Here is a 22,096-nt window from a genome sequence, read left to right as displayed (position 1 = left end):
CGGCCCGCTTTCGCGAGAAGACCGCGCCGCGAAGGCAAATCTACCGACGTTAGATCTTCTTGCCCGTGGCAATGTTGTAACCGACAACCTTCGGGCTGGCAGTCTTGTTCTTCGCGTCGAATGCCGTGAACTTGAACTCGATCTTGGTAAAGTTGATGGAGATCGATTCCGTCGGACGGTCGCCGCCAGACGAGACGCTGTAGCCCGAGATAAGTGCGTCGGTCAGCGTGTATTCGACATAGGTGTCGCCCGGGTCGCCCGTATTTACGAGGTGGATTTCAACCTTCTTGCCTGCCGTGCCCGTTACGGACTCGGCGAAGATCGCCGTCGAGGAACTGTCGAGCGTCTTGGTGACGACGACTTCGCTGACGCTTGGCTGGCTGGATTCGCGGTTCGTGCTGGCGCCGGTGGGCGTGGAGATGCCGCGGCCAACGCCGAACTGCAGGGACTGCACGTCAATCCATTTCTTGTGGGCTTCGTGCGTCGCTTCCCCTTCGATGCCTTCGTACTTCAGATAGACTGCCATAGTTAGCTCCCTTGGTATCCTGATGGAGGTGTTGTCGATAGACGAGGACTATTAAGAATCGCCCCGGATTGCCTTCATTGTGCTGCCACGAATTCCGGCGGTTGGTCCGGCTGCACGACCGTATCGCCCGAAGTTTGCGCGTGGAATTCGAACTGGCCGTTTTCATCGAGCACGGCTTTCAATCCGCCGATCTGGCCGCCATCCGCCATGACGGCGAGAACATGCGACGAAAGCCGCGGCAGAAGCCCACGCGACAGAATGTACTCGATGTTTCGTGCGCCGCTTTCCACCTCGGTGCAGCGGCTGGCGATCGCTTCGACGAGCGTCTCGTCCCAGGTGAGCGTCGCGTTGTAATTCTCCGCGAACCGCTTGCGGATGCGGTTGAGCTGCAGCGTGACGATCTTGCGGATCACGTCGTCTGCGAGCGGGAAATAGGGCACGACCGAGCAGCGCCCGAGGAAGGCCGGCTTGAAGCTCTTGAGCAGCTCCGGCCGGATTGCCTCCGTCAGCTCCGTGACATCCGGCCGCTTGGCCGGATCGGCGTAGAGGCGGTGGATGAGGTCGGTGCCGGCATTCGAGGTCATGATGATGACGGTGTTCTTGAAGTCGATGTCGCGGCCTTCGCCGTCGCGCAGCATGCCCTTGTCGAACACCTGGTAGAACACGTCCTGCACGCCGGGATGGGCCTTTTCCATCTCGTCGAACAGGATCACCGAATAGGGCCGCCGGCGCACGGCTTCCGTCAAGACGCCGCCTTCGCCGTAGCCGACATAACCGGGCGGCGAGCCGACCAGCATCGAGACCTTATGCTCTTCCTTGAATTCCGACATGTTGATGACGGTGAGGTTCTGCTCGCCGCCATAGAGCAGGTCGGCGAGTGCCAGCGCCGTCTCGGTCTTGCCGACGCCGGACGTGCCGACCATCAGGAAGACGCCGATGGGCTTGCGCGGATCGAGCAGTTTGGCGCGCGAGGTGCGTATCGTCTCGGCGATCGCTTCCAGGGCATGCGACTGGCCGATGACGCGCTCGCGCAGCTTGTCGTTGAGGGCGAGGATCGTCTTGATCTCGTTGGAAACCATGCGGCCGACGGGAATGCCCGTCCAGTTGCCGACCACCTCGGCAATCGCCTGGCCGTCGACCGTCACGCGCATCAGCGGCGTCTCGCCCTGCAGCGCTTCCAATTCGGCCGTCAGCGTCGCCAGTTCCGCCTTCATCTCCTCGGGGGTCTTTTCGCCCGCAGGTGCGTCGTCCGGCCCGGTCAGTGCATCGTGCAGCGCGCGAATTTGCCCGACCAGGTCCTTTTCACGGTTCCACTGTTCTTCGAGCTTTTCGAGTTCCTCGGAGACGCGCACCCGCTCGTCCTTGAGATCAGCGATGCGCCCGGAATGGTCCGTGCCGATCTTGGTTTCGCGCGTCAGCACGCCGAGATCGGTGTCGATCATGTTGACCCGGCGGCGGCGATCCTCGACGACGGCCGGAACGGCGTTGCTCGCAATGGCGACGCGCCCGCAGGCTGTGTCGAGCAGGCTCACCGCCTTGTCGGGCAGCTGGCGGCTCGGAATGTAGCGGCGGGACAGCCGGACTGCGTCCTCCACGGCTTCGGCGAGCACACGCACGCCATGATGGCGTTCGAGCGTCGGGATCAGGCCGCGCATCATGGCGATGGCGGCCTCGTCGCCGGGCTCCTCCACCTTGACCACCTGGAAGCGGCGCGTCAGCGCAGGGTCGCGTTCGAAATATTTCTTGTATTCCGCCCAGGTCGTGGCGGCGATCGTGCGCATCTCGCCGCGGGCAAGGGCAGGCTTCAAGAGGTTCGCAGCGTCGTTCTGGCCGGCGGCACCACCGGCGCCGATCAGCGTATGCGCCTCGTCGATGAACATGATGATCGGTTTCGCCGAGGCCTTGACCTCCTCGATCACCTTCTTCAGCCGGTTCTCGAACTCGCCCTTCATGCCAGCGCCGGCCTGGAGCAGGCCGAGGTCGAGCGAGAGCAGTTCCACGTCCGCCAGCGCCGGGGGCACTTCGCCCGCAGCAATCTTCAGCGCAAAACCCTCGACGACGGCCGTCTTGCCGACGCCGGCTTCGCCAGTGAGGATCGGGTTGTTCTGCCGGCGGCGGGTGAGGATATCGACGATCTGGCGCGTTTCGGAATCGCGGCCGAGCACGGGGTCGATCTTGCCGTCGCGCGCACGCGCCGTCAGGTTGATCGTGTACTGGTCGAGCGCGGAACCGCTGACGACGCCGGAGCCGGACGATGCGGGCGCGTCACCGGAGGAGGATGTCGCCTTTGCGCCCGAGGCGGACTGGCCGGCCTCGCTGCTGCCCGACACGATCTTCATCAGGCCGGTCTTCAGCACCTCGGCATTGATTCGGGCGAATTGCGAGGACGCATCACGCGCCAGCGCCGACAGTGCATCGTCGCCGAGCAGGCTGACGAGGAGGTAACCGCTGCGGATCGACGTGTCGCCGGATTGCAGCGAACCATAGATCCAAGCCTCGCGGATCCATTTGACGACGTTCGGCGTCAGCGCCGGCGAGCGGCTGTTGCCGGTCTTCAGCCGGTCCAGCACCTTGGTCAGGTCCGCCAGAAGCCGGCTCGAATCGATCTCGAAATGCCGCAGGATGGCCGCGACGTCGCTGTCGGGCGTCTCCACGAGCTTCGTCAGCCAATGTTCGATTTCGACATTGTAATGGGTGCGCGAAAGCGTCAGCCCGACCGCGCCTTCGAGCGTCGAACGGCAAAGTGCGTTCAGACGCCCCACGAGTGATTGCAGATCTACGTTTAGCAAAGCGGCCCCCCAGCTTTTGCCGCGCCGACGCGACAATCCGCACCAACGCAAAAAGATGACTAGAATCAATTCATATAGGCAAGATGACGGGCAACTCTAATTCCTAGTTCCCGTAAAAGTCTACCGCCCTATCGGCCTTCAGCCGGAGAGTGCGGCATCTACGTTGGCATAGATTGGGAACAACCTTAAGAAACCACTCATTTCGAAGACCAGACGGATACGACTGTTCAGCCCGGTCAGCGACATGCGTCCGCCTGCCGCGCGAACCTTTTTTGCTGCGGAGAGAAAGGCGGAAAGCCCAGTGCTGCTGATATATTCCAGGCCCGCCAGGTCGATGATCAGGTTCACGTCGCCCCGTTCGATGATGGCGGAGAGGTGCCTGTCGAAAACCGGAGAGGTCTGGCTGTCTATCCGCCCGGTGGGCGCGACGACTAGGCTGTTTGCCTGCCGCGTCTCGGCAATGTTCATGATGATATTGACCTCGGGCTTCCTGTTGATCACTTTGTGGCGTGATGATTTCAGAAAGTTATACGACTTGCCAGAAGGTTTTTTGAAACGCTTTGGGGTGACGACGTGATGGCAGTGTCGGATGAAGCCCTTGTCGCGCATCTGCGCGCGTCGCTCTCGCCGCAGCGTTTCCCCGTCCGGCGCGAGGCCGAGCTGGAGGGCGGCGCCGGTGACGGGCGTGGGTCGATCTCCTTCTACGATCACCATTGGCCGGCCCGCTCGGTGCTCGCGATCAGCACGGCCCGCGTCGCGGGGGGCGATATCGACGCGGCGCTGCGCGCGACAGGCCTGCGCCAATTGTTGCGCGCGGTCGTCGCGACGACGCTGAGCGCGGGGCAGGCGCTGGAGGCGCTTGCGGCACACGTCGACACAGCCGGCCTCGATATCGGCCTGCTCGTTCTCGACGTGGTGTCCGGCAAGGTGTCTTATGCGGCGCGTGGAAAGGCGGCGGTGACGATCTCCGGCCGGACGAATCAGCGGGAAATGGTGTCCGGCGACGTCGCCTGGCTTGCCGCCGGCGATATCGATCCGCCCAAAGCCACTGCGCCATCGAAGGACATTGCCGGGCTTATCCGCGACGGCATCGACCGCAGCCGCTCCGGCGCCGCCTGCGCGCTGCTGTTCAAGACGCCGGGGCGCCTGGCGCAGGAGACGATCTTTTCCATCGGCAACAGCCATGGCGACATCCAGGTCGCGGCCGAAAAGGTGCGGCGCTTCCTGGAGATGCACGGCGTCGGCGAGGAGGACGTCACACGCATCGACGTCGCGCTCGACGAGATCCTCACCAACGCCGTGAATTATGGTTTCGAGGACGGCGAGGCGCACGAGATCCTGCTGTCGCTGTCGATTGCCGCGGACCGCCTGGCGATCGAGGTGCAGGACGACGGCCGCCCCTTCGATCCGCTCGGCATTCCCGAGCCGGATCTCGATGCGGACCTCGAAAGCCGCCAGATCGGCGGGCTCGGCATGCATTTCGTCCGCACGCTGCTTGACAGGGTTTCCTACTGCCGTCGTAATGGCTGGAACGTGTTGAGCATCGAAAAACAGTTGGCCAGCAGGACGGATAGGGCATCATGAACGCCGCGCGCATGGGGGATTTGGTCAAGCAGGATGCGCCGCATTGCCATGCGCCGATCCATCCGGCCGCGCTCGTTCCGACGCCCGTGCCGCATCCGGCCCTGCCGCTGGCGATCATCGGCGGCTTGCCGACAGTGCTGATTGGCAACATGCCTGCCGCAAGGGTTACGGACATGACCATTCTGTGCTCCCTGCCAGGCTGCGTTCCTGGCGGGCCGGGCATGATCAGCATGGGCTCCGCGACGGTCCTGATTGGCAACCTGCCCGCAGCGCGAATCAATGACATGACGATGCATGCGGCCTGCGTTGCGCCGATCCCGAGCCCCGTAGGGAAAATCCTGCCGCCTGGCTGCCCGACCGTGATGATCGGCGGCTGACGTGCGCCTGTCCCATTTCGAGAAACTACGGCCGGTCTGCCCCGTCTGCCGCCTGAACGGGCGGGATGCGCCGCTGGTGTTGAGTGTCGTCGAGGCGGAGGCGCATGGCGATGTCGCCAGCGGCATCCTCGGCTGCCAGGCCTGCGGCTCCGAATTCCCGATCATCGACGGCATGCCGATCATCGTGCCGGAAGTACGCCGCTTCGTGCAGGACAACCTCTTCTACCTCTTGGCGCGGAGCGACCTCACGCCCGCGGTCGAAAGCCTGCTCGGGGATGCGGCGGGGCCGGGCAGCGGCCTCGAATCGATCCGCCAGCACGTCTCCTCCTATGCCTGGGACCATTGGGGCGACCAGGATCCCGTGGCTTTTCCCCCGGTGCCGGGCGGCGGGGTGCCGGGAGCGGTGTCGCGCAATCTCACGCAGGCGCTCGATATGCTGGACGATGGGCTGCCGGACGGCCCGGTGCTCGATATCGGCTGCGCCGCCGGGCGCACCGTCGTGGACGCCGCCGAACGGCTCGGCCGCGACGTGCTCGGCATCGACCTTTCCGTGCCGCTGGCACGCACCGGCCGCCAGGCCGTGGTCGGCGGCCAAGTCGATTACGGCTTGCGCCGGATCGGCCTGGTCTATGACCGGCGCACCTATCCGCTCAGCCACGGGGCCGAAGGGCGCGGCGACGTCTGGCTCTGCGATGCGCTGGCACTGCCCTTTACCTCCGGCACTTTCGCGCTCGCCATCGGCATGAACGTCGTCGATTGTATGCGCGATCCGCGCGCGGGCCTCACCGAGATCAGCCGCGTGCTGGTGGACGAAGGCAGCGCCGTGTTGTCCGTGCCCTTCGACTGGGCGGGGCAGGTGACGCCGGTGGAGGCCTGGCTTGGCGGCCATTCGCAGCGCTCAACCCACGCCGGCAGCCCGGAGGCCATCCTCGACCTCCTGCTCTCCGAAGGGCCGCTCGCCGCCGGCAGCCTGCGGCGCACGGGCTCGGTCGGAGAAGCACCCTGGCATGTCCGGTTGCACGACCGATCCTGCATGTATTATTCCGCATATCTGGTAGTCGCTCGTAAAACGGTGGGGTAACATCCGGCCAAGCCAGCGATTCCGTGATTCCCTGCGAGGCGGGAAAACGGGTCGCCGTCGGGGGTAGGCTATGCAATTGCGACTCGTACTCAAAGGCCCGGAGCGCCTGGCGACCGGCCTGCGGGAAAGAACCGTCGAGACGGGAGCCCTCGTCATCGGCCGGTCGGAGGATGCCGACTGGGTGCTGGCGGATCCCGAGCGTGTCGTTTCCAAGCGGCATTGCCGGATCGAGCGGCAGGCCGGCGGCTTCCTGCTCACCGACATGTCCACCAATGGCGTGCTGGTCAACGGCGTGCCCTTGGGGCGTGAAGCCTCCCGCACGCTCGTTGACAAGGATGTGCTGACGCTCGGCGATGCGATCATCGCGGTCGCAATCGAGACGGCGGCGCCGGGCGTCGCGCCGCTGCCCGTCGCGGACGATCCCTTCGCGGAGGGGCCGTTCGGCTTCGACGAGCAGGCCGCGGAGGCCGTGAAGGCGGCGATCCTGCCGGATACGGCGGCAGAGAATGCCCGGGACAAGGTTGCGGTCCTACAGGACTGGTGGATACCCACGGCTGACGGCCGGCATGGCGAGCCGAAACCTGTGGATATCTCCGGGGGCATGGGGAATGCCTCGATTGCGCGTACCAATGCGGCGGGCGAGGCGGTAGCCTCGATAGCCGATACTGGGACGAATTTCGCTGCGGAGGCCCTCGGGCTGGATGCGGCGGTGTTTGCTAAGGCTGTTGAAACGGCGATGTTGGTTTTGTCCGTAGAGGAAAAGCGTAGGTTCGAGGGGCGTTTGGTTGAACTTCTTCGCAAGGAGAAGTCAGGTTGACGATCGAGCACTCTCCGGCGGGGCGGTGGTCGATCGGGATGCGCGCGGTTGTCTCGCGCCTCTTCGTCCTGTTGTGCCTGTGCCTGTTTGCGTTCGCGCTGCCGGGCTGTGGCCTCATTCCGAAGAAGCCGCCGCCGAAGGAGATCGAGATCAAGCCGGCGCCGGCGGAAGCCAGCATCGACGTCATCGCGGTCGCTTCGCCGCTGGTCAATCCGGGGCCGGACGGCCTGCCGCAACCCGTCGTCATGCGGCTCTACCAGTTGAACGCCGAGACGGCCTTCGCCAATGCCAGTTTTCGCCAGCTCTGGGAGGCGGATGCGGAGACGCTCGGGCCGACCATGCTGGGCAAGACGGAACTCTATCTGGCGCCGGCGGAGGTGCAGCGGATAAAGGCCAATATGATCGAGGGCACGACGATCATCGCGGTGGTCGTCGGGTTCCGCAATTTCGAAGAGGCAAAGTGGCGCGCCATGGTCGGGCTTCCGGGCGACAAGAAATTTAAGCTCAAGGTGGACCTGAAGACGCTGTCCGTGGAGATGGGGCCACAGGACTGAGACGGTTCGCAGAGAGGGGCAAGGTCGGTCGCGACGCGGGGATGGACCTGCGCCGCCGGCAGAGGGAAGGGTATGCATGTCGTTCGATGACAAGGTGATCTGGTCGGAGGGGATGTTTATCCGTGCCCAGCATTTCCAGCAGGAGGCTCGCCATTTCGAGCGCCAGCTGAGGGGCCGGACGAAAGCGCTCGTGCCGCATGGCTGGGGCCTGACGGAGCTGCGCCTGAACCGCGAGCTGCTGTCGATCGGCCAGTTCGCCGTTGAGCGGGCGGCCGGCGTCTTTGCCGATGGCACGCCGTTTTCGCTGCCCGACGACAGCGTGCGCCTCGCGCCGCTGATGCTTGGCGAGAACGTCCGCAACGCCGTGCTCTACCTCACCCTGCCGCTGACGGAACCGGGCGGGCGCGAGGCAGCCGACGCGGAGGCCGAACTGACGACCCGCTATACGCTCGCCGAGATCGACGTGTCGGATGCCAATAGCGGCGACGTGTCGGCAGCCCCCATCAATGTCGGCAAGCTTCGCCTGCGCTATGCGCTCGATACCAGCGACCGCAGCGGTCTCGTCGGCATCGGGCTCGCGCGCATCGTCGAGGTGCGCAGCGACAATTCGGTGGTGCTCGACGAAAGCTATGTGCCGCCGGCGATGGATTGCGCCGTCTCGCCGATCCTGTCCGGCCTGCTCACCGAGATCGTCGGCCTGCTCAACCACCGTGGCGAAGCGATTGCCGCGCGGCTCGCCGGCACCAATGTCGGCACGGCCGCCGAAATCACCGACATGATGATGCTCCAGACGATCAACCGCTGGCAGCCGCTCTTCACCCACATGGCGTCGGCCACCTTCGTCCATCCCGAACGGCTCTTCACGTCGATGATCGGGCTTGCCGGCGAGCTTGCCACCTTTACGGCCGTCGGCCACCGGCCGCGTCCCTTCCCGGTCTACGATCACGAGCGTCTGCAACTGTCCTTCGCCCCGGTGGCAGCCGCCGTGCGTCAGGCGCTGAGCGCGGTGCTGGAACGCAGCGCCATCACCATCCCGCTCGTCGAGCATCGCTACGGCATCCGCGTCGCCGATGTTTCCGACCGCTCGATCTATTCGAAATATTCCTTCATCCTCGCCGCCAAGGCCGATATGCCGGCGGAAGCGCTGGTGCGCCGGCTCGTCGGGCAGTTCAAGATCGGCGCGGCCGAGCAGATCACCGAACTGGTCAATGCCGCCCTTCCGGGCATCATGTTGCGCGCGCTCCCGGTGGCGCCGCGCCAGATCCCCTATCATACGGGCAAGGCCTATTTCGAACTCGACCGTTCCAGCCCGATCTGGAAGCAGGTCGCGGCCGGCAACGGCCTCGCCATCCATGTCGCAGGCGACTTCCCGGCGCTTGAGCTCGACCTTTGGGCCGTGAAGGACTGAGGAGGCGGGCGTGAACGATCCATTTGCCGATTTTCCGAGTGCCGACGATACGATCCGCAGGCCGCTGGGCGGGCAGCCGTCGCGCCAGTCGACGACCTTCGGGCAGGACAGCCTGCCGCGCGGCGGCTTCGGCGGCGGCGATGGCGGGTTTTTCGGCGGCCGTCCTGCGGCCAGCGAGAAGGACGACCTCGATTTCGGCCTGGATGCCTTGCCGGTCGAGCGCGCGCGCCATCGCGGCGATCCGGCAATCGAAAAGGCCTTCGAGCTTGCGGCGGTCAACCCGTTGGTGGGCGCGGCTTCGCCGCTGCTCTGGCTTGCCGGCCGGCTCAACGAGAGCGCGGCACCCGACGACATCGCCGAATTCCGCCGCCGGGTGCTCGAAGAGATCCGCAATTTCGAGACGGCGGCGATGGCGCGCGATACGCCGGACCGGCTGGTGCGCGTGTCGCGCTACGCGCTTTGCGCCGTCATTGACGACATCATCCTCAACACCCGCTGGGGTGCGACGACCGGCTGGGCGAGCCAGAGCCTGGTTTCCATCCTCTATAACGAGACCTGGGGCGGCGAGCGTTTCTATGACCTGCTCCAGCAGCTTCTCCAGCAGCCGGAACAGAATATCGACGTGCTCGAACTGATGGCGATCTGCCTGTCGATCGGCTTCAGCGGCAAATATCGCGTGATGGACGGCGGGCAGGGGCAGTTCGCCCGGCTGCGCCAGGACCTCTACCGCGTCATCCGCCGGGTGCGCGGCCCCTACGAGCGCAACCTTTCGCAGGTCTGGCAGAGTGCGGCCGCACCGCACCGCGCGCCGCGCAGCATGGCGGCCCCGTGGCTGGCGGCACTGGTGCTGCTGGCGCTTCTCGCCGTCGTCTGGGCGTTTTCCTCGATCAGCCTGCGCTCCAGCATGGAGCAGACCGCCTCCGAGATCGCCGCACTGGTCCCGGCCATCCCGCTTCTGGTGGAGCAGGCCGGCATCCCGACCATTCCCGACCCCGTGCCGCCGGTGCGCAAGACGCAGGTCGAGCGGCTCTCCGAAGCGCTGGCGCCCGAAATCGCCGATGGTCGCGTCGAGGTCGCAAGCGTCGGCGAGCTGGTGGTCATCCGCATGCTGAAGGCCTCCTTCCCCTCCGGCGGCACCGACCTGTCACTCGGCGAGGAGCCGCTGATCACCCGCATCGGCGATGCGCTGAACGCTGAAAGCGGGAAGATCGCCGTTGTCGGTCATACGGACAATACGCCCGTCGGGGCGGGAAGCCCGCTCGGCGACAATATGGCGATCTCGCTTGCCCGTGCCCGCTCCGCCGCGCAGATGCTGCAACGCCATGTCGACGACCCCGCGCGGGTGAGCTTCGAGGGCCGCGGCGCGAACGATCCGCTGATCGCCAACAACAGTCGTGAAAACCGGGCGCGCAACCGCCGCGTCGAATTCCAGATCCCCGCGGAAAAGACCCCATGAGGCCGTGGCTGCTCATTCTCTGGCTTCTCGGACTTGCGGCCGCTGCGGCCGCGAGCTGGTTCCTGGCGAAGCAGCCTCTTGTCGCCGATCCCGATCTCGGGCTTTTGTTGTCGCTTCTGCCGGTGGTTGTCTGGGCACTGTTGCCGGTCGTCTTTTCGCGCCTGTTTTTCCGGCGCTCGACGCCTGAAACGCCGGCATTGCGCGATCTGCGCCGCCAGGTCGGCGCCTTCCTCGCCGATCGGGGCCTGAAGGGCCGGCGCGGGCGCTATTCGGTGCCGTTCTTCCTGATCGTCGGCCCGGCCGGCAGCGGCAAGACCTGCCTGCTCGAAAGTGCGGAAATGCGCCTCGGCATGCCGAAGACCATCGGCCCCGCCAACTGGTGGGTCGGGCCGGATGCCGTCTTCGTCGAGGCGCAGGTGTCGGACGATGCCGGCGAACTCTTCCGGCTGCTCCGCGCCGTGCGGCCGAAACTTCCCGTCAACGGCATCATGCTCGTCGTCAGCCCGGCCGATCTCGTGCTGGCCGACCAGCTCGAACAGCGCATGACCGCCGAGACGATCGCCGCTTGGTTCCGCCAGGCCGACGAGATGCTGGACCAGACGCTGCCCGCCTATGTGCTCCTGTCGCGCACCGATCTCGTGCCCGGCTTCCAGGAGATTTTCGAGCGCATCGAGCCGGCCGACCGGGCGCAGCCCTGGGGTTTCGCCCTGCCGCACGACGCCAGGGAGCCGAAGACCGTCGATGCGCTGCATGCGGAGATCGACGCGGGTTTCGGCGACATGGTCGAGACCATGCGCAAGCGCCATATCGAACTGCTGTCGAAGGAATCCGAGCCGATCCGCAGCAGCCACATCCACGGTTTTTCCGCGCAGATCGCCGCGATCCAGCGCATCGTCATGCCGCTCATCGACGCGATGACGCCGCTGGGCAACGGCACCTGGCGCGGCGTGCTGCTGCGCGGCATCTTCATGACGAGCGCGCGGCAGGAAATGCTGTCGATCGACGCCCTGCTACCGGAACTGTCGCGCCGCTTCGCCATGCCGCGCAGCGGCATGATGCCGCCCGATCTCGGCGTCGATGACGAGCTGAACCATGGCTATTTCATCAGCGGTGCCGTGAAGAAGGCGATCCTGCCGGAGGCCGGCCTGGTGCTGAAGGACCGGCAAGGCGCCTCGCGGTCGACCCTCTACTGGCTGCCGATCGCCGCGACCGTCATTGCCTGCGCTGCCGGCGGCTACGTGCTGTTCTCGACCTTCGACAACGAGATCCGCCTGCGCCGTCAGGTGCAGGAGGCGATCGGCGACGCGGCACCGCTGAAAGGGCCGCTGCGCCGGGCCGATGTGCCGGTGCTGCTTTCCGCCCTGCAACGGCTCGATGCCGTCGGCGTGATGCTGGACGGGCAGCGCCCGGTTCCCACCTACGCCTTCTGGCTCGACAAGCGGGCGATGCTCAGCGACGGCATTGCGGACGCGAAACGTGCCGTGCGGGCCAATGCACTGCTGCCGGAAGTCACTGCCTGGCTTCAGGCCGACCTCGTCGACGACAACAACGACACAGCTGCCCTCAAGGACCTGGTCGCCCTTGCCGACAATCCGGCATCGCCGCAGCTCAAGACCTGGCTCGAAAAGCGCGCGCCGACGATCGCCGGGGATCGGGATGGCGAATTCGTCGTCCGCGCTCTGGAGGCGATCGACGAGGCTGGCGGGTTTACCATCGACCGGGCCTATGTCGACGCGGCGCGCAGACGCATCGCCTATCGGGAAAGCCTGACGTGAGCGTGCGGGCGAGATTGCGGAAATTCGGGCGCACGCTGCGCCGCCCCAGCGTCATCCTGACCATCGTTGTCGTGCTTCTGGCGCTTCTCATCTGGTTTATCGGCCCGCTGATCGGCTTCGGCGAGGTGCGCCCGCTCGGATCCGCCGCCGCCCGCCTCACGCTGCTCCTGCTTCTGGCGCTCGCCTGGGGCGGCCTCGGCTTCCTGATGCGCACCAAGCGCAGCAGCGAGGAGGCTGCGCTGATCGCGGCTTTGCGCAAGCAGGAAGAAGAGGCGGCGGACCGGACGGACCGCAACCGGGCGGCGGTCGACGCCGAGATTTCCGCCTTCCGCGATGCCGCAGCCCGGGCAATGAGCCTGCTTCGGCGCGGCCATGGCGATCTCTTCGTCAGCGCGCGGTATGCGCTGCCCTGGTACATGCTGCTCGGCGCGGACGGTGCCGGCAAGACCTCGCTGGTGCGCGCCAGCGGCCTGACACTGCCCTTCGAAAGCGACGGCGCGGTGGAGGCCCCCTCCGCCCGTTTCCACATCAGCGACCAGGCCGTGCTGGTGGAGTTTTCCGGCCGGCTTACCGGCAGCGAGGCGCCCGAGGCGCGCCAGCTCTGGCAGCAGGCGCTGCAGCACATCCGCCACCTGCGCTCGCGCCAGCCGGTCAACGGCATCGTCGTGACGGTCAGCGTCGATGAACTGCTGGCCATGCTGCCGGAACAGGCCGTCGCCTATGCCACGGCTATCCGCCAGCGGCTCGACGAGGCCGTCCAGCACCTGCGTGCCAATGCGCCGGTCTATATCGTCGTCACCAAGCTCGACCGGGTCGTCGGCTTCGAGGAGATTTTTGAGGACCTGACGACGGAGGAGCGTGCGGCCGCCTTCGGCATCCCGATCGCGCCGGATCTTGGCGGCGATGCACGCGGCCCCGCCGAAGCGCTCGACCGGGGTTTTGCCGGCCTCGTCGAACGCATCGCGCAACGCCAGTTCGTCTGCCTGCAGGAGGAGCCGGACGAGCTGCGCCGTCGCCGCACCTTCGAGTTCCCCGCACAATTCGCCCTGCTGCGCGAGCGCATCCAACCCTTCGTGCAGCAGCTCGCCACGCTGCACCGTTTTGGCGCGGCGACGAACATGCGCGGCGTCTTCTTCGTTTCCTGCCGCCAGACCGGCGACAATGTCGATGCGCTGGCGGGCTCGCTCGCGCCGCTGTTCGGTCGTAGCCCCGCCACGCTGGCGCTTGCGCCGGATCCGGGCGCGCGCCGCGTCCGGCCGTTCTTTCTCTTCGGGCTGCTGCGCAAGGTCATCCTGCCGGAGGCCGATCTCGGCGGCCTGACGCGGCCGGCCCTTGTGGCCGCCCGCTTCAAGGACCTGGCGATCAACACGTTGCTCTGCATCGCCGCCTTCACCGTGCTCGCCTTCTGGTGGCTCGGCTTCAGCGACGGGCGCGCCTATGTGGCCAGTGTCACCGACCAGACGACGGCGGCGCGCGGGCGCATCGCCGAGGCGGTGCCGGCCGGCAGCCTCTCGACACGTTTCGAGCCGGTGCTTGCGGTGCTTGACCGGCTGGCGACACTTGCCAAGGAGGAGCCACGCGGCGCGACCTTCGGCCTCTACAGCCCGTCCTCGGTGCAGGGCGAGGCGCGCAAGGCCTATGACAAGGCGCTCGCCAACCTGTTCCTCCCCTTCGTCTGGCAATATCTGCGCCAGGGCCTGGCGAACCAGCAGACGCCCGCCGCCCTGCGCTTCACGCAGCTGAAATTCTACCTGATGCTGACCGGCGAACGCCCGCCCGGCCGCGAGACGGCAGCGCTGCTCGGCCCCGATTTCGCGGCGAACTGGATGCTCTACGATCGCAGCGATGCGGTAGACCAGCGCATCGCCGACCACTTCTCCGAGCTTGCCTCGGTCGCCATCCCGACACCCTCCGCGGACGGCGCGCTCATCGAAAACGCGCGTGCGCGGATCACTGACTATAGCCTCGCACGGCTCGCCTACGACATGGCCGAGACCTACCCGGCGGTGAAGGGGATGGCGATGTGGCGGCCAGTCGACCATATGGGGCTCGCCGGTCCTGAGGCACTGGCGCGGGTGAGCGGCGCGAGCTTCTTCGATGGCATCGAGGGCATCTACACCAAGAACGGTTTCGGCGTGATGATGCGCGCCTCGGGGGACGCGGCACTGGCGCTCGCCGCCGACCTCTGGGTGATGGGCAAGCCGGACACGGCGCTGGACCGCGAACGCGAGGCCGGCCGCATCCGCGACGGCCTGGCCGATCTCTACCGCGTCAACTACATGAGCCGCTGGGACAGCCTGCTCGCCGATCTCGGCATTGCCGGCGAGACCGATCCGCGGCGCCTCGCCGATGCCGTGGCGATCGTCGCCGGCAACCCTTCACCCGCCAAGGAACTCTTCGTCGCCATCGCGGCCGAGGTGGACCTGACGGACCTCACGTCGAGCGCAGCGGGTGCGATCGAAGCTATGGTCGCCGAGCAGTTGACGCAGGTGACGAAGACCGTCCGCGCGCCCCGCCGCGTCGTCAACGTGCCGCAGTCGGTGACCGATCATTTCAAGGTCTTTCGCGAGGCGGTCGTTGCCAAGGCGGAAGGCCAGCAGACGCCTGTCGACGACATGCTGGCGGCGCTGGAACCCCTCTACCGGCAGCTCAACCATGTGGCAGCCGGCGGCGATGTGCTGGAACTCGGCACCGAGCCGCAGACGCTGCTCAGCCAGCTGACCGACCGCAACGGCAAGCTTCCGCCGAGCGTGCAGCCGTTCTTCGCCCGCATTCTCAGCCAGGTCGGCGCGGTGACGGGGGGAAGCTCGCGCGAGCGGCTGGCGGAAATCTGGACCTCGACGGTGCTGCCGCTCTGCACCGCGACGACGATCGGCCGCTATCCCTTCGACACCGAGAGTATCAACGATGCCTCGCTCGACGATTTTTCGCGGCTCTTCGGGCCGCAGGGTGCCATTGCCGGGTTCCGCAACGACTACCTGAAACCCTATATAGACCGGACGACGAAGCCTTGGCGCTGGAAGGCCGGCCAGCAATTCGGTCTCGGTTTCCCCGATGCCGTGCTCGCGGCCTTCGAGAAGGCGGATGATATCGAGACGGTCTTCTTCGCCGGGCAGGAGAAACCGAATGTCGATTTCACCGTCGAGGTCGGCAAGCTCGATGCGACCGCGCGGGCCTTCCTGCTCGATATTGGCGGCAAGGTGGCCAGTTACAGCCACGGCCCGCCGGCGGGCACGCAATATCTCTGGCCGCCGGAAAACCTGGTGGCGGGCGCCTCCATGTCGATGACGCCCGAGGTCGCCGGCCAGCGCAATATCCTGACGGAGCAGGGCGCCTGGGCGCTCTTCCGGCTTTTCGACCAGGGCCGCAAAGTCGACAAGAACCCGACCGACGTGGTGACCTACCAGTTCCGGGTCGGCAACCGGGCCGTTCTCATGCGGCTGACGGCACCCGCGACCCGCAATCCGTTCGCGCGCGATACGTTGTCCGATTTCAAGTGCCCCACCCTATGACGAGGTCCCGACGGTTCCTTGACAGGGTGAGAAGGAGTACGCCAATGTCCGCGCAACCGCCGGGATGCCGTTACGAATCGACAAGGCGTTGGAGAGGGGTTCGGCCAGCCCATGTCGGATGATCTGCTCGTCCACTATAACCGCGAACTTCTCAGCATCCGCAGGGCCGCCGCCGCCTTTGCCGCGGAAAACCCGCGCATTGCCGGCCGGTTGCGGCTGTCCGAGGATGCGATCGAAGACCCGCATGTCGGCCGCCTGATCGAGGCCTTCGCCTATCTCACCGCCCGCGTGCGGCAGAAGATGGACGACGATTTTCCCGAGCTGACCAATGCCATGCTCGGCATCCTCTATCCGCATTTCGACCGCCCGATCCCCTCCATGTCCATCCTCCAGCTCGACCCGAAGGTCGAGCTTCAGGAGCCACATCACGTACCCGTGGGCACTTTGCTCGATACCGAGCCCGTCGACGGCGAGCGCTGCCGCTTCTCCACCTGTTTCGACGTCACGTTGCACCCGGTCGTCGTTCGTTCCGCGACGCTGACCGGCCGTCCCATCACCGCGCCGGAGACGCCGCAGGCGCACAATGCGGCGGGTTGCTTGCGCCTCACGCTGGAAATGGCCGGCGAGGGCCTCGATTTTTCGAGCTATAATCCCGGTCGCCTGCGCTTCTTCCTGCGCGGCCAGCCGCAGTTGGTCTATCCCCTCTACGAGCTTCTGTTGAACGACGCGGTGGCTGTCGCCTTCGCCGAAGGCGCAAACGACCGCAATCCGGCGATGCTCGATGCTTCGGCGCTGTCGCCCGGCGGTTTCGGCCAGGACGAGAGCATGTTGCCCTATCCGCAGGCCTCGCACCCGGCCTACCGGCTGCTCACCGAATATTTCGCCTTCCCGGAAAAGTTCCTGTTCGTCGATCTCGCTTTCCCGGACGCGGCCCGCCTTGCCGGCAAGGGCCGCACGCTCGACGTCTTCATCTATCTCAACCGTTCCGTGCCGAGTCTCGAACGTTCGCTCACGGCTGCCGCCTTCGCGCTCGGCTGCACGCCGATCGTCAACCTGTTTCCGCAGGCGGCCGAGCCGATCAAGCTCGACCGGACCGTCACCGAATACCGCGTCGTGCCCGATAGCCGCCGGCTGCATGCGCTGGAAGTCTACAGCATCGAAGGCGTCTCCACCGTAACCGCCGAAGGCGACGCGCGGGCGCTGCTGCCGTTCTACGGAATCCGCCACGGCGCCGATGGCGAGGCGCTGCGCGGCGAGGAACGGTCGGCCGCCTGGTGGCTTTCCCATCGCCGGCAGGCCGAGGAAGAGAACCCCGGCAGCGAGGTGTTCCTCTCGCTCTCCGATCCGGATTTCAACCCGAAGGCCATTGCCGACGACGTGCTTTCGGTGGAGACGCTCTGCCTCAACCGCAACCGGCCAGAGCGTCTGCCCTTCGGCGGCGGCCAGCCGCTACTGCGCATGGTCGAGCCGGTGCCGATGGTGAAGACCATGCGTCTCCTCACCGTGCCGACCCCGACGATCCGGCCGCATTATGGCCAGGGCGGGCGCTGGCGGCTGATCTCGCATCTGGCGCTCAACCATCTCTCGCTCGTCTCGGATGGCGGCGTAGAGGCGTTGAAGGAAATCCTGCTGCTCTACGATTTCCGCAATTCCGCCGAAACCCGCGCCCTGATCGACGGCATCACGGCGCTGTCATCGCAAAGCGGTACGGCGCGTGTCAGGAGTTTTGGCCAAAGCGCTTTCTGCCGGGGGGTCGATGTGACGATGACCTTCGAGGAGAGCAATTTCTCCGGCAACGGCGTCTTCCTGATGGCCAGCATCATCGAGCGCTTCCTGGGTCTCTATGCGAGCGTCAATTCATTCTCACGGCTCACCGCCCTGGTGAGGGGGCGAAGCGGAAAGCTGAAGACATGGCCGGCACGGGCAGGCGATCGAATTCTTCTCTAGTTGCGAGTGTCTTTGAGGCACCGCAGGCTTTCGAGCTCTTCCAGATGGTTCGCCTGCTGGAGGCGCTCGGCGCCGAGAAGGGGCGTGACGTTTCGCATCAGCCGGTCGATCCCGTCGGGCAGGGCGTGGATCCAGAGCGCGCGGCGCTAAAAATCCGCTCGTCGGTGCCACTCGGTTTCGCCTCTGCCGAGGTTCTCTCCGTGCGCAGGCCACGTGGTGGCGGGCCGGTCGAGATGACGCAGACGCTGGTCGGTCTCACAGGCCCTTCGGGAGTGCTTCCGCATGCGCTGAGCGAACTCGTGCAGGTAAGCGTGCGCGAGCGCAATTTTGCGCTGCGCGAATTCTTCGACGTCTTCAACAACCGGCTTTCCGGGTTGCTTTACAACGCCTGGGCAAAATACCGTCCCGCCATCGAGCGTGAGCGGGCGGCCCAGCTTGGCACCGCCGCCACCATCGACCATGCGTTGAAATCCCTCGTCGGGCTTGGGCTTCCGGCGACAGCGAACCGGACGCATATCGGCGATCACGCCTTCGTCTTCTTCGGTGGCCTGCTTGCCCGGCAGGGCCGCTCCGCCACGGCGATCGAGCGGGCGCTCTCCGGCGCGCTCGGCCACAGGCTGCGCGTCGAGCAGTTTTCCGGGGAATGGTATCCGATCGCGTCTTCCGACCGCACGCGCCTGCCTGACCGCGCCCAGCCGAAGGGCGCCTTCGCGCGTCTGGGCGACGACGCGGTGATCGGCACGAAGACCTTCGACATCCAGTCCGCCGTGACGATCTGCCTGGAGGCGCTGGATTATCCCGCCTTCCGTTCGCTGCTGCCGGATGGAAAACGCGCGCGCCTGCTCACGGACCTTGCTGCGGGCGCACTCGGCGCCGACAAGATGTTCAACATCCGCTTGGAACTAAAGCCCGACCAAGTTCCGGCGTTGCAACTCGGCGGGCATCGCGAAGAGCCGAAGGCAAGCCGTCTCGGCTGGAACACCTGGCTCCAGCCCGCCCGCCCGCGCCAAAAACCCGCTTCCATCCAATTCCGCCCGCCGCCACATTTGCGCTAGTTAGGATTTTTCATGAACGACTGGACCAACGGCTACGTTTCCGACATCGAATATCTGCCCGGATTTTATGTCGAGCAGACGCCAGCACATATGGATGTGGCCTGCCTGTTGCGCGGCATCGAGCCGCCGGTCGAGGAGGGCGCGCCCTTCGCCTATTGCGAGCTGGGTTGCGGGGTCGGCGAGACGGCGCTGACGATCGCCGCGGCCAATCCGCAAAGCAGCGTCTGGGGCTTTGATTTCAACCCGGCCCATATCGCAAGAGGCCGCGCGCTTGCTGACGCCGGCGGGGTAGGCAACATCCGCCTGGAAGAAGCGTCCTTCGAAGACCTCGCCGATGGCGGTTACGCTGGCCTGCCGATGTTCGACTATATCGCGCTGCACGGCGTCTGGAGTTGGGTCAGCACGGAAAACCGTGGCCATATCGTTCGCTTTGCCGCGCGTTATCTGAAGCCCGGCGGGCTGCTCTATGTCACTTATAATGCCCTGCCACGCTGGACGTCGTCGATGCCGATGCAGCGGCTGGTCAGCCTCACCGCGTCGCTCGACAATGATCGCAGCGACCGACGCGTGCTGCGCGGGCTCGACATGGCGCGCGCCTTTTCCGCCGCCGGCGCCGACATGATCTCGATCGACATGCTCGACCGACTGGATACGGAGCGGGCGGATGGCACCGCTTACCTCAGCCACGAATATTTGAACGCGCATTGGGCGCCCTGCTACCAGATCGACGTTGCGCGGGATCTGGCGGAGGCGAAACTTTCCTTCGCTGCGACCGCCAATCTCTTCGAGAACTATCCAGACCTTTCCATGACCGCCGAACAGCGCAGTCTCGTCGAGGGTTTTCCTGAGGTCTATGCCGAAACCGCCAGGGATTTTTTCCTTGTCCGCAGCTTCCGCCGCGACATTTACATGCGCGGTGCTCGACCGATCGCGCCACGGCGGTTGGAGCAGCGGCTTGCGGCCCGCGGGCTCTGCCTCGTCGTGCCACCGTCTGAGATCAAGCTGGCAGTGAAGGTGCCTGTCGGTGAGGCGGCTCTCAATGAGAGTTTCTACCGCCCAGCCCTGGATGCCCTTGTCGCACGCCCGATGACGATCGGTGAACTCAGGAGCCTGCCGGAGGCGGACGGTTCGAGCGCTACTGAGCGCGAGGTACTGGGTATGCTGATCGGCTCGCGCCAGGCGATGGCACTGCCGAATGCTGTGACGGAGGAGGGGGTGGCCTCGGTACGGCGTTACAACCGCGCCCACCTGCGTATCTGCGCCGACGAGGCGCGTGCCGTCTGCGCGCTGGCCGCCGCCGGTCTTGGCTCCGGTATCACAGTGCGCCTGTTCGAAATGCTGGCCTACGAGGTGCTGGTCGATGGCGCCGAGCCGGAGGCCGACGCGGTGACAACTGCCATTCACGCCCAGTTGCAGGAGCGCGGCGACCGTCTGCGCAACGGCGGCGTGCCGATCGAGGACGATGCGCAGGCGCTGCGCGTCATCCGGGAGAATGTCGAAATGATCATTGCCGTGGCCCTGCCGATGTGGCGGCGGGTCGGCGCGATCTAGCGCCATGGGCGACGGCGTGCCGCCGGTTTGGGAGGTGCTGCGCGGGCGTGGCCCCGTCCTGGTCTACCGATCGCGGATCGGGGAGGGCACGCCCGTCGTCGTCAAGCGGGTGGTGGAGGTGCAGGACACCGGGGCCTTGCGCCGGTTCGAGCGGGAGCGCCGGTTCACGCATCTCCTGCCGCATCCCGCGCTGCCGCGACTTCTTGGCGAGGGCGAAAACTGGATCGCCTTCGAAGCGCTGGAAGACGCGCTGCCTGAGCCGCCGGTCGTGCCTTCCGTGGTCGCGGCATTGCTTTCTCGCCTAGCCGATGCGCTTGCCTACATCCACGCTCGAGGCGTGGTGCATCGCGATGTGAAGCCTGCGCATGTGCTATTTCGCGGCGAGACGCCGGTGCTTATCGATTTCGGCATTGCCGGAACGCCCGGCGACGATCTCCAGCGTGAAGAGCTTTCCGGCACGCCGGCCTGGATGGCGCCCGAGCAGCTTACCGGCGGAGCCGTCGGGCCGGAAGCGGACCTATGGTCGCTCGCAGCCCTCGGCCTGTTCCTGCTGACGGGGCAGAAACCCTATTCCGGCGATGCGGAAGCTGTGGTGTGCCGGCGGATCGCCGGAGAACAGTCGGCATTCGCGGTTCCGGATGCCTTGGAACACGACGAGCCCGACCTGCTGCGTCTGCTGCGGACCGGGTTGGGGGAAGCGGCGAAACGTCCGTCCGCCGCAGATTTCGTGCGGCTGCTGGCGGTCAGGCGATTACCAGGTTGACGGCGGGATGCAGCTTCTTGAGGTTCGGCAGGGATTTCGACTGCCACGGAATCTGCGTGCTGCCCTTGACCATCAGGCCGGTGCCCGGCTGCTTGCGCACGTCGATGGTGAATTTCGCGAGCAGGTTGATGCCGGAGGAGTTCAGAAATTCGAGCCCGGACAAATCGAGCGTGATGCTCTCCGGCTTCTCGTCCAGCACCTGTTTCATGAGGTCGAGGATGGGCGCATAGGCTTCCGTACCGGAAAGGCGCATCGTGCCTTCGTAATGGATCGCCGAACCCTCGCTCCAGACCCTATATTCGTTTGTCTTGATTTCCATTTTTTACAATCAACTCCCGGTAATATCTGCTCAAACGATCTCGAGGGCGGCGTAGGTTTCGAGGCGCATTGTATCCGGCTCAGTCGCCGGTTGAAAACGCCAGCCGAGACGCGCGCCATAGTCGCTCATTAAGGTGAGCAGGCCAAGGCCCGAGCCGCTCGAATTCATGTTCTCCGCATTTTCTTCGATGCGTTCGATGAGAAGCTCGCCCGGATCGCGCGTCGTCAGTTCGGCGAGCAGCGCCTGGAATTTTCCGGCCGTCTCCTGGGTGATCACGTTGCTGATACGGATCTCAAAGGAGGCGCCGTCAAGCGAGGCTTCCAGCGTGATGCCGTTACCATGGCGGAATTTCAGCGCGTTTTCCAAAAGCTCGTTCGTCAGGTAGCCGATCGAGTGACGCGCTTCGTTATAGTCGCCGCCCTTCTCCACCCGTTGCAGGGCGAAGAAGTCGCCCAGGAACTCCGAGGTAACGCCGCAATGCTGCCAGGTGAGGTCGAGCGGACCGTCGGCAAGACGGATGCGGTTCTTCAGCGCGCCGGCGCCATTGGTGAATTCCACCTGTCCGAATGTGGCTTCCATGAC

18 protein-coding genes are annotated in these 22,096 nt (G+C 65.7%); 13 read left to right on the top strand and 5 right to left on the bottom strand.

The window, feature by feature from the left end; genetic code table 11:
- Positions 1–49 precede the first annotated feature (49 nt).
- From GB927_RS02360 to GB927_RS02350, 3 genes are all read right to left on the bottom strand, one after another.
- Positions 50–526 (bottom strand): Hcp family type VI secretion system effector, encoded by a 477-nt coding sequence (locus tag GB927_RS02360; protein WP_256114937.1) that lies wholly within the window; start codon positions 524–526, stop codon positions 50–52.
- 74 nt (positions 527–600) lie between these two features.
- Positions 601–3,288: a type VI secretion system ATPase TssH gene (tssH, locus tag GB927_RS02355; protein WP_256114936.1), complete on the bottom strand. Its 2,688-nt coding sequence runs from the start codon at positions 3,286–3,288 to the stop codon at positions 601–603.
- 165 nt (positions 3,289–3,453) lie between these two features.
- Positions 3,454–3,924 carry an STAS domain-containing protein gene (locus tag GB927_RS02350; RefSeq protein ID WP_256114935.1) on the bottom strand — a complete coding sequence of 157 codons (471 nt, stop codon included), beginning with the start codon at positions 3,922–3,924 and terminating at the stop codon, positions 3,454–3,456.
- Here GB927_RS02350 and GB927_RS02345 point away from each other — a divergent pair.
- The 13 genes from GB927_RS02345 to GB927_RS02285 all read left to right on the top strand — a co-directional run bounded on the left by GB927_RS02345 (position 3,892) and on the right by GB927_RS02285 (position 21,195).
- On the top strand, positions 3,892–4,899 hold the full coding sequence (locus GB927_RS02345; RefSeq protein ID WP_256114934.1) for an ATP-binding protein: 1,008 nt from the start codon (positions 3,892–3,894) through the stop codon (positions 4,897–4,899). The genes GB927_RS02350 and GB927_RS02345 overlap by 33 nt on opposite strands.
- The gene (locus tag GB927_RS02340) at positions 4,896–5,276 is read left to right on the top strand and encodes a PAAR domain-containing protein (protein WP_256114933.1); all 381 of its coding nucleotides are present in this window, start codon (positions 4,896–4,898) and stop codon (positions 5,274–5,276) included. The genes GB927_RS02345 and GB927_RS02340 overlap by 4 nt, the downstream gene beginning before the upstream one ends.
- Before the next feature lies 1 nt (position 5,277).
- Positions 5,278–6,357, top strand: a complete 1,080-nt coding sequence (locus tag GB927_RS02335) for a methyltransferase domain-containing protein (RefSeq protein ID WP_256114932.1) — start codon at positions 5,278–5,280, stop codon at positions 6,355–6,357.
- A 76-nt stretch (positions 6,358–6,433) separates the two neighbouring features.
- The gene (locus GB927_RS02330) at positions 6,434–7,174 is read left to right on the top strand and encodes an FHA domain-containing protein (RefSeq protein ID WP_256114931.1); all 741 of its coding nucleotides are present in this window, start codon (positions 6,434–6,436) and stop codon (positions 7,172–7,174) included.
- Entirely contained in the window at positions 7,171–7,728 is a 558-nt protein-coding gene (gene tssJ, locus GB927_RS02325; RefSeq protein ID WP_256114930.1) for a type VI secretion system lipoprotein TssJ, read from the top strand. Before GB927_RS02330 ends, tssJ begins: the two co-directional genes overlap by 4 nt.
- Before the next feature lie 76 nt (positions 7,729–7,804).
- On the top strand, positions 7,805–9,136 hold the full coding sequence (gene tssK / locus GB927_RS02320; protein WP_256114929.1) for a type VI secretion system baseplate subunit TssK: 1,332 nt from the start codon (positions 7,805–7,807) through the stop codon (positions 9,134–9,136).
- A 10-nt stretch (positions 9,137–9,146) separates the two neighbouring features.
- Positions 9,147–10,592, top strand: a complete 1,446-nt coding sequence (gene icmH / locus GB927_RS02315) for a type IVB secretion system protein IcmH/DotU (RefSeq protein ID WP_256114928.1) — start codon at positions 9,147–9,149, stop codon at positions 10,590–10,592.
- Entirely contained in the window at positions 10,589–12,367 is a 1,779-nt protein-coding gene (locus GB927_RS02310; protein ID WP_256114927.1) for a type VI secretion protein IcmF/TssM N-terminal domain-containing protein, read from the top strand. The genes icmH and GB927_RS02310 overlap by 4 nt, the downstream gene beginning before the upstream one ends.
- Complete coding sequence (gene tssM / locus GB927_RS02305; RefSeq protein WP_256114926.1) at positions 12,364–15,879, top strand: type VI secretion system membrane subunit TssM; 3,516 nt, start codon at positions 12,364–12,366, stop codon at positions 15,877–15,879. Before GB927_RS02310 ends, tssM begins: the two co-directional genes overlap by 4 nt.
- 111 nt (positions 15,880–15,990) lie before the next feature.
- Positions 15,991–17,826 carry a type VI secretion system baseplate subunit TssF gene (gene tssF / locus GB927_RS02300; protein ID WP_256114925.1) on the top strand — a complete coding sequence of 612 codons (1,836 nt, stop codon included), beginning with the start codon at positions 15,991–15,993 and terminating at the stop codon, positions 17,824–17,826.
- Entirely contained in the window at positions 17,790–18,881 is a 1,092-nt protein-coding gene (gene tssG / locus GB927_RS02295; protein ID WP_256114924.1) for a type VI secretion system baseplate subunit TssG, read from the top strand. Before tssF ends, tssG begins: the two co-directional genes overlap by 37 nt.
- A gap of 12 nt (positions 18,882–18,893) precedes the next feature.
- The gene (locus GB927_RS02290) at positions 18,894–20,432 is read left to right on the top strand and encodes a class I SAM-dependent methyltransferase (protein WP_256114923.1); all 1,539 of its coding nucleotides are present in this window, start codon (positions 18,894–18,896) and stop codon (positions 20,430–20,432) included.
- 4 nt (positions 20,433–20,436) lie between these two features.
- Positions 20,437–21,195 carry a protein kinase domain-containing protein gene (locus GB927_RS02285; protein WP_256114922.1) on the top strand — a complete coding sequence of 253 codons (759 nt, stop codon included), beginning with the start codon at positions 20,437–20,439 and terminating at the stop codon, positions 21,193–21,195.
- On the opposite strand, the gene GB927_RS02280 is transcribed toward GB927_RS02285, so the two are convergent.
- Positions 21,176–21,514: a slr1659 superfamily regulator gene (locus GB927_RS02280; RefSeq protein ID WP_256114921.1), complete on the bottom strand. Its 339-nt coding sequence runs from the start codon at positions 21,512–21,514 to the stop codon at positions 21,176–21,178. The two genes, GB927_RS02285 and GB927_RS02280, sit on opposite strands and share 20 nt — an antisense overlap.
- A gap of 30 nt (positions 21,515–21,544) precedes the next feature.
- On the bottom strand, positions 21,545–22,093 hold the full coding sequence (locus GB927_RS02275) for a slr1658 superfamily regulator (RefSeq protein WP_256114919.1): 549 nt from the start codon (positions 22,091–22,093) through the stop codon (positions 21,545–21,547).
- Between the last annotated feature and the right edge of the window lie 3 nt (positions 22,094–22,096).

This window comes from Shinella lacus (assembly GCF_010994755.1).
Lineage (GTDB): Bacteria > Pseudomonadota > Alphaproteobacteria > Rhizobiales > Rhizobiaceae > Shinella > Shinella lacus.
This window is presented reverse-complemented; position numbering and strand designations above follow the sequence as displayed.